The organism is Rhizobium cauense, from assembly GCF_019511525.1.
Taxonomy (GTDB): Bacteria; Pseudomonadota; Alphaproteobacteria; order Rhizobiales; family Rhizobiaceae; genus Rhizobium; species Rhizobium cauense.
Window position 1 is genome coordinate 168,820 of record NZ_JAEUAT010000011.1, and the last position, 12,288, is coordinate 181,107.

Consider the following 12,288-nt stretch of genomic DNA (forward strand, 5'->3'; position numbering starts at 1 on the left):
CCTGGCGGGGCGCCGACCGAGTGCATCGAGCTGCTCTATTGGAACAATGGGAGTCCCGAACAACGAGGTCCGGTCGGCAATCATTGCCAGCTCGCCTCACGCCAACGCGGAAGCGCCCAAAAATCATCGAGCAAGTTTTGCAGGGGATGTCTTAATTTTCGGATAAGCGAAAACCAGGGAAAGCCGCATTCAAATCGATTTATGGACGAGATAGCTCATGCGCGGTCACGCCGCGTACAGGTTACGTGTCGAGATCGAGAATGTTAAAATCAGCGCGCGAGGAGAAGAGCGGCCACGGCGGCCAACGCACTGGCGGAAAGGACGATGTAACGCACGGCAACAAGCTTGTTGTCAGGCTTTGCTTGAGCGATTGCAATGGCGCGGGCGCGTCGAGTGTTCCTATTCATTTGCAGGACCTCACTTCTTCTCTGGCAATACAATCCAACAAAACGGCTTGTTGGTAAAGCTCTATTTAGGAAGTGCTTTTCCATCCGTCATTAGGACAGGATGGCGCACCCAACTTAAGAACTCTTGAATCGAGCGAATTGTTTCGTGCCTACAAAGAATCACCGGCAACGAAGCCGGAAGCCCATGCCCATTGGAAGTTATAGCCGCCGAGCCAGCCGGTCACATCGACACATTCGCCGATGAAATAGAGGCCCGATACGCCCTTTGCCGCCATGGTCCGTGAATCGAGCGCCGCCGTATCAATCCCGCCAAGCGTCACCTCGGCAGTTCGGTAGCCTTCGGAACCCGAGGGCTTGATTTTCCAGCTCTGCACGGCCTCGGCCAGACGCACCAGGATCTTGTCAGAAAGATCGGCCATGTGGCCGGCGATACCCTCGCGCTCTGTCAGGTATTGCGCCAATCGCTTCGGAAGAATCTCGGCCAGCGCCGTCTGCGCGGACTGGCGACCATTGGCCTTCTTTGCCGCCTTCAGATGCTCGACCAGGTCGAGATCAGGCTCGATGTCGACGGTGATGTCATCACCTTCACGCCAATAGGAGGAAATCTGCAAAATAGCGGGACCGCTAAGGCCGCGGTGAGTGAAAAGCAGAGCTTCGCGGAATGCTGTCTTGCCGTGGCGGATTTCTGCCGGAGCGGCGATACCCGAGAGTTCCGAAAGGCTTTCGAGCGTCGCCTGGTCCAGGGTCAACGGCACAAGTCCTGGCCGTGTCTCGACCATCGGAAGACCGAACTGTTCGGCAACGCGATAGGCGAACCCGGTCGCTCCCATCTTCGGGATCGACTTGCCGCCGGTCGCGATGACAAGAGATCCGCACGTATATGCACCCTCAGAGGTCGAAATGCGAAAGCCGTCGCCGCTCTTTTCGACATCCGTGATCTCGGTGCGCAGATGCAACGCCACGCCGGCTCCCTGCATCTCGTCGAGAAGCATGCGGATAATGTCCTTGGCGCTGTCGTCGCAGAACAGCTGGCCAAGGGTCTTCTCGTGCCAGGCGATCCGGTGGCGGTCGACCATGGCAATGAAATCCGACGGGGTGAAGCGCGCGAGGGCCGATTTGCAGAAATGCGGGTTGGCAGAAAGGAAGCTCTTAGGGCTGGTGTGTATGTTGGTAAAATTGCAACGTCCACCGCCGGAAATACGAATCTTCTCGCCCGGCGATTTTGCATGATCGAGAACGATGACAGAGCGACCGCGCTGGGCGGCACGAATGGCGCACATCATGCCGGCGGCGCCCGCGCCGATGACGACTACATCGCTGTTTCGCTGCAAAACCACGTCCTTTGTCGAAAGGCGTCTTCTTTTTCCATCAAGAGGCGAAAGTCAACGTGCCTCCCCCTCGCCAATTGCCAAACTCCAGCTATGATGCCCCCACGATCAACGCAAACCGGTGTGTCATGTCCCCAAAAAAGACGACGCTGAAGCCTGCCAGAAACGTACCTGCCTCGAAGAAGACACCCCCGGACCCCGGACATCAACGCGGCGTAGCAAACTGGAAGGAAGCAGCGCAGTTCTTGCGGGCGCGTGGCATCGAAGATATCGAATGCATCACGCCTGACCTCGCCGGCGTACCGCGCGGCAAGATGATGCCGAGCTCCAAGTTCACCTCGAACACCTCGCTTGCGCTGCCTTCGGCGATCTATCGCCACACCATCTCCGGCGAATATCCTGATGAAACGGAGAGCTTCCGCTACGAGCCGCGCGACAGCGACCTGAAGCTGGTTCCCGATCTTTCGACCCTCTCAGTCGTTCCCTGGGAAACCGATCCGACGGCGCAGGTGATCTGCGACATCGTCAGCGTGGATGGGGAAGAGGTCCCTTACACGCCGCGAAACGTGCTGAAGCGCGTGCTGAAGCTCTATGCCGACCGAGGCTGGAAGCCGATCGTCGCACCCGAGATCGAGTTCTACCTCGTTGCCAAGAATGACGACCCCGACTATCCGCTGCATCCGCCGAAAGGCCGCTCGGGCCGCTCGATCCTCGGCGGTCAGGGCTACTCGATCGCCGGCATCAACGAGTTCGACGAACTGATCGACGACATCTACCATTTCTCGGAAAAGCAGGGTCTCGAGATCGACACGCTGATCCACGAGGAAGGTCCGGCGCAGCTCGAAATCAACCTGCGCCACGGCAATCCGATCGAGCTTGCCGACCAGGTGTTCCTGTTCAAGCGCACCATCCGCGAAGCGGCGATGAAGCACGGCATCTATGCGACCTTCATGGCCAAGCCGATGCAGGGGCAGCCGGGTTCGGCGATGCACATCCACCAGTCGGTGGTCAACAGCGAGACAGGCAAGAACATCTTCTCGAACCCCGATGGCTCGGCCTCCCGCGAGTTCTTCCATTTCATCGGCGGCCTGCAGAAGTACGTGCCTAGCTCGATGGTCATGCTGGCTCCCTATGTAAATTCCTACCGACGGCTGACGCCCGACATGTCGGCTCCGGTCAACAACGCCTGGGGCTACGACAACCGCACGACGGCATTCCGTGTGCCGGTGTCCGATCCGCAGGCAAGGCGCGTGGAAAATCGTCTGCCGAGTTCGGATGCCAACCCCTATCTCGCGCTCGCCGCCTCGCTTGCATCGGGTCTGCTCGGCATCATGAAAGGCATCGAGCCGACAGCGCCAACGGAAGATACGGCAAACGAAGGCTCGATCGACCTGCCGCGCGGTCTTCTCGAAGCCGTCGCCCTGATGGAAGACGAGGAAGCCTTCGAAGAAGTGTTCGGCAAGGAGTTCCTTGGCATCTATGCCGGCGTGAAGCGGGGCGAGTTCGAAACCTTCATGCAGGTGATCAGCCCCTGGGAGCGCGAATTCCTTCTACTGAACGTGTAGGGAGGGCTCAATCATGACATCGCAGGAGAGATGGCAGAGCCCCATTGCGCCCGGTATCTCGTGGTACCAGGCAACATCAGGCGAGCGACCGACCTATCCTGAAATGGACGGCTCGAAGACATGCGACGTCGCCATCGTCGGCGGCGGCTACACAGGGCTGCAGGCTGCCTACAATCTCGCCAAGGCGGGCGTCTCGGTGGTCCTCATCGAGGCCTGCAGGTTTGGCGACGGCGCTTCGGGCCGCAACGGCGGTCAGCTCGGCACCGGGCAGCGCTGGTGGCCTGAGGAGCTCGAGGAAAAGGTCGGCTACGAGCGTTCGCGAGCGTTGTTTGATCTTGCGGAGGCCGCCAAGCAACACCTCCTGGATTTTGCAACCGACCATCAGATCGACATGGATTACATGCCGGGCCAGATGAATGTGGCGCACAAGGAGAGCTACAGGGCTGATTACCAGGAAAATGCCGAGATCGCGGCGACACGCTACAATTATCCGCATGTGCGCTTCATGGACAAGGCCGAAACCCAGGAACGGCTCGGCTCGACGCGATACCACTGCGGTGTTCGCGACACCGGAACGGGCCATATCCATCCGCTGAAGTTGCTCATTGGCCTTGCCCGCGTGGCGGCCAACGCCGGCGCCCAGATCTTTGAGATGACGAAGGCCTCGGCGATCCTTCACGGCAGCAGTAAGGTGCTGATCGAGACGTCGCACGGCACGATCACTGCCGACAAGGCGCTGATTGCCTGCAATGGCTATATCGGCAACCTTGAACCGATAACAGCAAGCCATGTCATGCCGATTCGCTCTTTCATCGGCGCCACGGCGCCACTCGATCAATATCCTGATGTGCTGCCGGGTGGCGAAGCCGTGGCAGACTCGCGCTTCGTCGTGCGCTACTTCCGCAAGTCCAAGGACGGGCGATTGCTCTTCGGCGGTCGGGAAGCCTATACGGCTGACAATCCGCGCGACATAACGCAGCACATCCGCCGGCAGATTGCGGAGATCTATCCGGCGCTTGCCGATATCGAAATCAGCCATGCCTGGGGCGGCTCAGTCGGCATTACGATGCCGCGACAACCCTTCGTTCGCGAGGTGATGCCCGGCGTAACCTCGATCGGCGGTTATTCCGGCCATGGCGTGATGCTCGCCAACTACTGCGGAAAGCTCTACGCGGAAACGGTTCTGGGAAAATCGGCGGACCTCGATCTCTTCAAGTCACTCGATGTTCCGGCATTTCCGGGAGGCCCTGCCATGCGGGCGCCACTGCTTTTCCTGGCGCTCTCCTGGTTTGCGCTGCGCGACAAGTTTTAGTCAGATTGCGGATTTCATCGCGCGGCAATTCGAACTAAAACCTCTTTCCGAGAGATTCATTGCATCGCACACTGGCTTTTTTAAATCGATTAGATTAAAGAGGCCAACAACCCGTCTGATTGAGAGACATCCTCATGAGCAGCCAAATCATCCCCGTTGAACCCTTTGATTATGTCGTTTTCGGCGGCAGCGGCGACCTTGCAGAACGCAAGTTGCTGCCAGCCCTCTACCATCGTCAGATCGAGGGGCAGTTCTCCGAACCTACCCGTATCATCGGCGCTTCGCGCAGCGCGCTGACGAACGAGGAATATCGAAAGTTCGCGCAGGACGCCCTCAAGGAACACCTGAAAAAGGGCGAATACGACGAGGCCGAAGTCGCGAAATTCCTGCAGCGCCTGTACTACGTACCCGTTGATGCGCGCTCCGATGCCGGCTGGGACCAGCTGAAGAAGCTTCTCGATGAAGGCAAGGATCGCGTTCGCGCCTTCTACCTTGCAGTCGCACCGGGCATTTTCGGCGACATCTCGCAGAAGATCCATGACCACAAGCTGATCACCAAGTCGACGCGCATCGTTGTCGAGAAGCCGATCGGCCGCGACCTCGCCTCGGCGCTGTCGCTCAACGACACGATCGGCAAGGTCTTCAAGGAAGAGCAGATCTTCCGCATCGACCACTACCTCGGCAAGGAAACGGTGCAGAACCTGATGGCGCTGCGCTTCGCCAACGCGCTCTATGAGCCGCTGTGGAACGCGAACCATATCGACCACGTACAGATTACGGTTGCCGAGTCGGTCGGCCTCGAAGGCCGCGCCGGATACTATGATACGGCTGGCGCGCTGCGCGACATGGTGCAGAACCACATCCTGCAGCTCGTCTGCCTTGTTGCCATGGAAGTTCCTTCCTCGATGGACTCCGAAGCAGTCCGCGACGAGAAGCTGAAGGTGCTGCGCGCACTGAAGCCGATCAACGCGTCGAACGTCGAAATCAACACGGTACGCGGCCAGTATCGCGCGGGCGCCTCCGGCAGCGGTCCGGTCAAGGGCTACCTGGAAGAGCTCGAGGGCGGTGTTTCCAACACCGAAACTTTCGTGGCGATCAAGGCCGAGATCGGCAACTGGCGCTGGGCCGGCGTTCCCTTCTACATCCGCACCGGCAAGCGTCTTGCCGGCCGCATGTCGGAGATCGTCATCACCTTCAAGCCGATCCCGCATTCGGTCTTCGACCAGTCGGCCGGCCGGATCAACCAGAACCAGCTCATCATCCGCCTGCAGCCCGATGAAGGCGTCAAGCAGTCGCTGATGATCAAGGACCCGGGTCCTGGCGGCATGCGCCTGCGCAACGTCTCGCTGGACATGAGCTTCGCCGAGTCGTTCTCGGTGCGTAACCCCGATGCCTACGAGCGCCTGCTGATGGACGTCATTCGTTCCAACCAGACACTGTTCATGCGCCGCGACGAGGTCGAGGCCGCATGGCAGTGGGTCGACCCGATCCTGAAGGGCTGGGAATCGACCGGCCAGAAAGTTCAGGGATACACGGCCGGCACCTGGGGCCCCAGCCAGTCGATCGCGCTCATCGAGCGTGACGGCCGCACCTGGCACGACAACCTGTAGGATCAAGACGATGGCAGCGACGATGCATGCTTTTGCCAATGGCGCGGAACTGGCTCGCAACCTTGCAGACAAAGTCGCTGCGTCGCTTTCCGCAGCAATCGAGGCGCGGGGAACAGCAACGCTTGCCGTTTCCGGCGGCTCCACCCCAAAGCTGTTTTTCCAGGAGCTTTCGGCCCGCGATCTCGACTGGACCAGGGTGACCATCACACTGGTCGATGAACGTTTCGTGGCGGCGGACAATCCGCGCTCGAACCATCTGCTGGTGGCCGAAAACCTGCTGCAGAACAAGGCCACGGCGGCAAACTTCCTGCCACTCTATCAAGTGGCAGACTCGGTCGAGGATGCTGCGAAGCTTGCGACACACGCCACGGCGCCGATCGGCAATCCCTTCGATGTGGCGATCCTCGGAATGGGCGGCGATGGCCACACGGCGTCGTTCTTCCCCGGCGGCAGCAATCTGAAGGTGGCGCTCGACCCAAGCACGCCGCGTGGTATCATTACCATGGAAGCGGACGGCGCGGGCGAACCGAGGCTGACCTTCACCTTCTCCAGTCTTCAGGATGCAAGGCTGCTCGTGCTTCACATCGAAGGTGAAAGCAAGAAGGACGTCCTGGCAAAGGCGGAAGGCGCCGGCGAGGAGGCGGAAATGCCGATCCGCGCCATTCTGCGGCGTGCGACTAGCCCGGTCGACATCTACTGGGCGCCCTAGCCCTTCGGCAACACGCCGCGAACGACAATTGAAGAGCAACCAAGGCAGGATACCTCCCATGTCCGCTAATGCACGCATTTCTGCGATCACCGCCCGCATCGTCGAACGATCGAAACCAACACGCGGACTTTATCTCGAGCGCCTGCGCAACGCAGCATCGAAGAGTGTCAGCCGCTCGATTCTCGGTTGCGCCAATCTGGCCCACGGATTTGCGGTCTGTTCCCCCGCCGAGAAAGAAGCACTTGCGGGCGACCGCGTGCCCAACCTCGGCATCATCACTTCCTACAACGACATGCTCTCCGCGCATCAGCCCTTCGAGCATTATCCGGCGATCATCCGCGAGGCGGCAGCGGAAGCCGGCGGCATCGCGCAGGTCGCGGGTGGTGTTCCCGCCATGTGCGATGGCGTCACGCAGGGGCAGCCGGGCATGGAGCTCTCGCTGTTTTCCCGTGACCTGATTGCGATGTCAGCTGGCGTGGGACTATCCCACAACATGTTTGATGCCGCGCTCTTCCTCGGCGTCTGCGACAAGATCGTGCCGGGTCTCGTTATCGCCGCCCTCTCCTTCGGCCACCTGCCGGCGATCTTCGTGCCGGCCGGGCCGATGACGACGGGCCTGCCGAACGACGAAAAGTCCCGCGTGCGCCAGCTCTATGCCGAAGGCAAGGTCGGGCGTGCCGAACTGCTCGAGGCAGAGTCGAAGTCCTACCACGGCCCGGGCACCTGCACCTTCTATGGCACGGCAAACTCGAACCAGATGCTCATGGAGATCATGGGCTTCCATATGCCGGGATCCTCCTTCATCAATCCCGGCACGCCGTTGCGCGAGGCCTTTACGCGCGAGGCAGCCAAGCGCGCACTGGCGATCACCGCGCAAGGCAACGAGTTCACACCCGCCGGCGAGATGATTGATGAACGCTCCGTCGTCAACGGCGTCGTCGGCCTGCATGCGACCGGCGGCTCGACGAACCACACGCTGCACCTCGTCGCCATGGCGCGGGCTGCCGGAATCCAATTAACCTGGCAAGACATTGCCGAGCTTTCCGAAGTCGTTCCGCTGCTGGCCCGCGTCTATCCGAACGGGCTTGCCGACGTGAACCATTTCCACGCCGCCGGCGGAATGGGCTTCCTCATCAAGGAACTGCTGAAGCACGGCATGCTGCATGACGACGTCCGCACCGTCTTCGGCCAGGGCCTGCAGGCTTACACGATCGATCCCCGCCTCGGCGAGGATGGCGCGATCGTGCGCGAACCAGCGCCGGAAAAGAGCGTCGACCCCAAGGTGCTTGCCAATATCGAAACGCCCTTCCAGGCCAATGGTGGCCTGAAGATGCTTCGCGGCAATATCGGCAAGGCCGTGATCAAGATCTCGGCGGTCAAGCAGGATCGGCATGTCATCGAGGCGCCAGCTGTCGTTTTCCATAGCCAGCAGGAGCTGCAGGACGCTTTCAAGGACGGCAAGCTCAACAAGGACTTCATCGCTGTCGTCCGCTTCCAGGGTCCAAAGGCGAACGGCATGCCGGAACTGCACAAGCTGACGCCTCCGCTCGGCGTGCTGCAGGATCGCGGATTCCGCGTCGCACTTCTCACCGACGGCCGCATGTCGGGCGCCTCAGGCAAGGTGCCGGCGGCGATCCACGTGACGCCTGAGGCCGTCGATGGTGGCCCCATCGCACGGATCAAGGACGGCGACATCATCCGTCTCGACGCTATCGCCGGCACGCTGGAAGTTCTGGTGGATGCTGCTGACATGGCCGAGCGCGAGTCCGTTGTCGCCGACCTCTCAGAAAACGAATTCGGCATGGGCAGGGATCTTTTTGCACCGTTCCGCCGCGCCGTTGGCGCTTCGGATCGCGGCGCGAGCGTCCTTTTCCACTAAGGTCAAAGAACTGCGCTGAAACAACAAAGCCCGCGAGTCGCCTCGCGGGCTTTGTTGTTCTTGAGATCTTATCGATCAGGCGCGAATATCGAGCACGCGATCGCGGTGCGCCGGGTGCGTGCTGTAGACGAAGATCTTGTTCAGTTCCTTGTCATTCAGCATCCGCAGGAAACGGACCTCAATCGTATTGTTGGCATTCACCCGCGTCAGCATGCAACCGACCTTGGTGATGCGCGCATCGGGAATATCGAGATAGAACTGCTTCGGAAGGGCGTATTGCGTAAGCAGCGCAAGGACCGCGGTGCTCTTGGAGATGCGGATGATATCGCACCGCCGGGATGCCATGTGCATGACGCCCTTCTCGGTATATTCGATGCGGGCGGCGTTCATTGTGTCCTCCATCTTGAACCGCACCTCGCGGTCGTACATGAAGGATTCCTCTTTATTCAGAAAGTGTTGCCCGGAAGGCATTGGATTGGATGCAGCCACCGCCGTATTCCCTTCGATACTCAATGGGGAAATACTAGCGAGCGATGCTTAACAGAACGTGAGAACAGTTTCGACCTGACGCGCTATACACACTGAACGCGACAATCAACCTGCAAGAATAATCCTGTTTTCGATCAAATACATAACAAAGCCCGGGCAACACGTTGCGCTCCCCGGGCCTGATTTTTTCTTGCTCGTAACGAGGCAACTTTATTTACGATACGTGCGCCCTTCCGCATCGAAGAGATGCAGCTTGGAGCGATCGGCCGAGAAGTGCATCTTCTGGCCCTTCTTGATATCGTAAATGCCAGGCAGCTTGACGATGATCGGCTCACCCGGAACGAGGCCCTCGATGTAGAGCAGCGTCACTTCGCCGAGCGCTTCGACGATGGAGACCTCGCCTTCGAAAAGGTAGTCGTCGCCAGCACCGGCAATGCGTAGATCTTCAGGGCGAACGCCGAAGCTTGCCGTCTTGCCCTTCTCGGAAGCAGCCGTGGAAATGTCCAGCGTTACGGACTTGCCGCCCGTCAGCGTCACGGTCGTCGTGTTGCCGGCTTCGGTAATCGTTGACGGAATGACGTTCATGGCTGGCGAGCCAATGAATTTGGCAACAAAGAGATTTGCTGGACGTTCGTAGAGCTCCAGAGGCGCCCCAACCTGCTCGATGTTGCCTGCGGACAGAACGACGATGCGGTCGGCAAGCGTCATTGCCTCGACCTGGTCGTGCGTGACGTAGATCATCGTGGTGCCTGCCATCTGCTCGCTCAGGCGGGCGATCTCGATGCGGGTTGCGACACGAAGCGCAGCATCAAGGTTCGACAGCGGCTCATCAAAAAGGAAGACCTTCGGATTGCGGCAAATGGCGCGGCCGATGGCAACACGCTGGCGCTGACCACCTGACAGAGCCTTCGGCAGGCGATCCAGGTATTTGGTGAGCTGCAGGCTTTCGGCGGCAGCGCGCACGCGGCGGTCGATCTCCTGCTTGCTTTCGCCGGCGATCTTCATGCCGAACGCCATGTTGTCGTAGACGGTCATGTGCGGATAGAGCGCATAGGACTGGAACACCATGGCGATGCCGCGCTTCGATGGCGGAACGTCGTTCACCAGCTGGCCGTCGATATACATGTCGCCACCGGTAATGTTCTCCAGGCCGGCGATCATGCGCAACAGGGTGGATTTTCCGCAGCCCGAAGGACCGACGAACACAACGAACTCGCCCTCCTTGATCTCCAGATCGATGCCATGGAGAACGTCCACGGAACCGTAGGATTTGCGAATATCCTTGAGCGTCAGTCCAGTCATTAATTCCTCCTCCTCAAATCGTCAGGCAAGACGAGCGAAGTACGCTCCCCACGCCGGAATATCGATCTTCTCACCGTAGTTATTGCTGACGAAGCCGTGGCCCGTCAACGCCTGCCAGTCACCCGCGGGCAAAACAACGGCGCTTTCGGCAGCGCTCATGTTGAAGACGCAGAGCAGCTTCTCGTTGCCATATTCGCGCACGAAGAGCAGCACGTCGTCCTGCGGCTCGATGAACTCGATCTCGCCCTTGGCGAAGGCCGGGTGCTGCTTTCGAAAGGCGAGGAAGCGACGATAGTGCTCGAGGACTGAGTTCTCGTCGCCATGCTGAACGCTGACAGCGCGCAGAATGTGCTCGACCGGAACCGGCAGCCACGGCTTGACAGTCGAGAAGCCACCCTGGGCGACCTGGCTATCCCAGACCATCGGCGTGCGGCAACCGTCGCGACCCTTGAATTCCGGCCAGAACTGAATGCCATAGGGATCCTGCAGGTCCTGATAGGCGAGATCTGCTTCGGTCAGGCCAAGTTCCTCGCCCTGATAGATGCAAACGGAGCCACGGAGCGTCATCAGGAGCGAGGCATACTGCTTGGCAAACGCGTCGTGGTCGGCGACCAGCGATCCCCAGCGGCTGACATGGCGCACGACATCGTGGTTGGAGAATGCCCAGCATGCCCAGCCATCCGGCGCGGCGGCCGCGAAGTCCTCCATGACCTCCTCGACCCGTTCGGGCGAGAGCGGATCAGGTGCCAGGAACTCGAAGGCATAGCACATATGCATCTTGTCGTTGCCGGAGGTGTATTCGCCGACGATCTCAAGACCACGCTGGCTGTCGCCGACTTCACCGACCGCCGCAATTGCCGGAAACTCCTCGAGTACCGCGCGGAATCGCTTCAGGAACTCGAGGTTTTCCGGGCGGTTCTTATCGTAGATATGTTCCTGAAAGTTATAGGGATTGACCGCCGGAGCGGTTGAGGCGTTGCGGCGTTCCGGGGCAAGAGCCGGATTGTCGCGCAGTTCCTTGTCGTGAAAGTAGAAATTGATCGTATCGAGACGGAAGCCGTCGACGCCGCGCTTCAGCCAGAAACGGACGACGTCCAGCAGCCGGTCCTGAACCTCCGGGTTATGCAGGTTCATGTCCGGCTGCGAGGTCAGGAAGTTGTGCATATAGTACTGCATGCGCGTCGGATCCCACGCCCACGCGGAACCGCCGAAGATCGACAGCCAGTTGTTGGGCGGGGTGCCATCGGGCTTGGCATCGGCCCAGACATACCAGTCGGCCTTGGCATTGGTCTTGCTGGAACGGCTTTCCACGAACCAGGGGTGCTGGTCAGAGCTGTGCGAAATGACGAGGTCGATCATCACGCGGATGCCGAGGCGGTGCGCCTCCGATATCAGCGTGTCGAAGTCCACGAGCGTACCGAAAATGGCATCGACATTCTCGTAGTCGGAGACGTCGTAACCGAAGTCGCGCATCGGCGAGGTGAAGAAAGGCGAGATCCAGATCGCATCGGCGCCAAGGGCGGCGACATGCGGCAGGCGGGCGGTGATGCCCTTCAGGTCGCCGATGCCGTCGCCATTGGAGTCCTGGTAGGAGCGCGGGTAGATCTGATAGATCACCGCGCCACGCCACCAGTCCTTGTCGGCCGTCAAAATGGATTGGGATGCCATGCTCATGTTTCCTGTTGGA

The 12,288-nt window shown here is 59.9% G+C and carries 10 protein-coding genes; 5 read left to right on the forward strand and 5 right to left on the reverse strand.

Annotated elements, in window-relative coordinates; translation table 11 throughout:
* Window positions 1-269: 269 nt before the first annotated feature.
* Together JNB88_RS20925 and JNB88_RS20930 are read right to left on the reverse strand one after the other, a co-directional pair.
* Window positions 270-407, reverse strand: coding sequence for a hypothetical protein (locus JNB88_RS20925; protein WP_197066832.1), 138 nt, complete (start codon window positions 405-407; stop codon window positions 270-272).
* A gap of 149 nt (window positions 408-556) precedes the next feature.
* Window positions 557-1,738, reverse strand: coding sequence for a BaiN/RdsA family NAD(P)/FAD-dependent oxidoreductase (locus JNB88_RS20930; RefSeq protein WP_220357090.1), 1,182 nt, complete (start codon window positions 1,736-1,738; stop codon window positions 557-559).
* Window positions 1,739-1,863: 125 nt separating this feature from the next.
* Between JNB88_RS20930 and JNB88_RS20935 the strand changes: the two genes are divergently transcribed.
* From JNB88_RS20935 to edd, 5 genes are all read left to right on the forward strand, one after another.
* A complete protein-coding gene (locus JNB88_RS20935; protein ID WP_220357091.1) occupies window positions 1,864-3,300 on the forward strand; it encodes a glutamine synthetase family protein in 1,437 nt (478 codons plus the stop codon).
* A 13-nt stretch (window positions 3,301-3,313) separates the two neighbouring features.
* On the forward strand, window positions 3,314-4,612 hold the full coding sequence (locus JNB88_RS20940; protein WP_220357092.1) for an NAD(P)/FAD-dependent oxidoreductase: 1,299 nt from the start codon (window positions 3,314-3,316) through the stop codon (window positions 4,610-4,612).
* Window positions 4,613-4,746: 134 nt separating this feature from the next.
* A complete protein-coding gene (gene zwf / locus JNB88_RS20945; protein ID WP_220357093.1) occupies window positions 4,747-6,222 on the forward strand; it encodes a glucose-6-phosphate dehydrogenase in 1,476 nt (491 codons plus the stop codon).
* Between the two features lie 10 nt (window positions 6,223-6,232).
* Window positions 6,233-6,931, forward strand: a complete 699-nt coding sequence (gene pgl / locus JNB88_RS20950) for a 6-phosphogluconolactonase (protein WP_220357094.1) — start codon at window positions 6,233-6,235, stop codon at window positions 6,929-6,931.
* 58 nt (window positions 6,932-6,989) lie between these two features.
* Window positions 6,990-8,810: a phosphogluconate dehydratase gene (edd, locus tag JNB88_RS20955; protein WP_037139259.1), complete on the forward strand. Its 1,821-nt coding sequence runs from the start codon at window positions 6,990-6,992 to the stop codon at window positions 8,808-8,810.
* A 75-nt stretch (window positions 8,811-8,885) separates the two neighbouring features.
* Here the strand turns inward: edd and JNB88_RS20960 are convergent, their stop codons facing one another.
* The 3 genes from JNB88_RS20960 to bglA all read right to left on the reverse strand — a co-directional run bounded on the left by JNB88_RS20960 (window position 8,886) and on the right by bglA (window position 12,275).
* Complete coding sequence (locus tag JNB88_RS20960; RefSeq protein WP_037139258.1) at window positions 8,886-9,239, reverse strand: hypothetical protein; 354 nt, start codon at window positions 9,237-9,239, stop codon at window positions 8,886-8,888.
* A gap of 270 nt (window positions 9,240-9,509) precedes the next feature.
* Window positions 9,510-10,601: an ABC transporter ATP-binding protein gene (locus JNB88_RS20965; RefSeq protein WP_037139257.1), complete on the reverse strand. Its 1,092-nt coding sequence runs from the start codon at window positions 10,599-10,601 to the stop codon at window positions 9,510-9,512.
* 21 nt (window positions 10,602-10,622) lie between these two features.
* Window positions 10,623-12,275 carry a beta-galactosidase BglA gene (gene bglA, locus JNB88_RS20970; protein WP_220357095.1) on the reverse strand — a complete coding sequence of 551 codons (1,653 nt, stop codon included), beginning with the start codon at window positions 12,273-12,275 and terminating at the stop codon, window positions 10,623-10,625.
* Window positions 12,276-12,288 lie beyond the last annotated feature (13 nt).

What these genes read in the sequence shown, in the direction of transcription:
- pgl (WP_220357094.1), top strand. Translation starts at nt 6,233, where the DNA reads ATGGCAGCGACGATGCATGCTTTTGCCAATGGCGCGGAACTGGCTCGC.
- JNB88_RS20960 (WP_037139258.1), bottom strand. Translation starts at nt 9,239, where the DNA reads ATGTACGACCGCGAGGTGCGGTTCAAGATGGAGGACACAATGAACGCC.
- JNB88_RS20925 (WP_197066832.1), bottom strand. Translation starts at nt 407, where the DNA reads ATGAATAGGAACACTCGACGCGCCCGCGCCATTGCAATCGCTCAAGCA.
- JNB88_RS20940 (WP_220357092.1), top strand. Translation starts at nt 3,314, where the DNA reads ATGACATCGCAGGAGAGATGGCAGAGCCCCATTGCGCCCGGTATCTCG.
- bglA (WP_220357095.1), bottom strand. Translation starts at nt 12,275, where the DNA reads ATGAGCATGGCATCCCAATCCATTTTGACGGCCGACAAGGACTGGTGG.
- zwf (WP_220357093.1), top strand. Translation starts at nt 4,747, where the DNA reads ATGAGCAGCCAAATCATCCCCGTTGAACCCTTTGATTATGTCGTTTTC.
- JNB88_RS20935 (WP_220357091.1), top strand. Translation starts at nt 1,864, where the DNA reads ATGTCCCCAAAAAAGACGACGCTGAAGCCTGCCAGAAACGTACCTGCC.
- edd (WP_037139259.1), top strand. Translation starts at nt 6,990, where the DNA reads ATGTCCGCTAATGCACGCATTTCTGCGATCACCGCCCGCATCGTCGAA.
- JNB88_RS20965 (WP_037139257.1), bottom strand. Translation starts at nt 10,601, where the DNA reads ATGACTGGACTGACGCTCAAGGATATTCGCAAATCCTACGGTTCCGTG.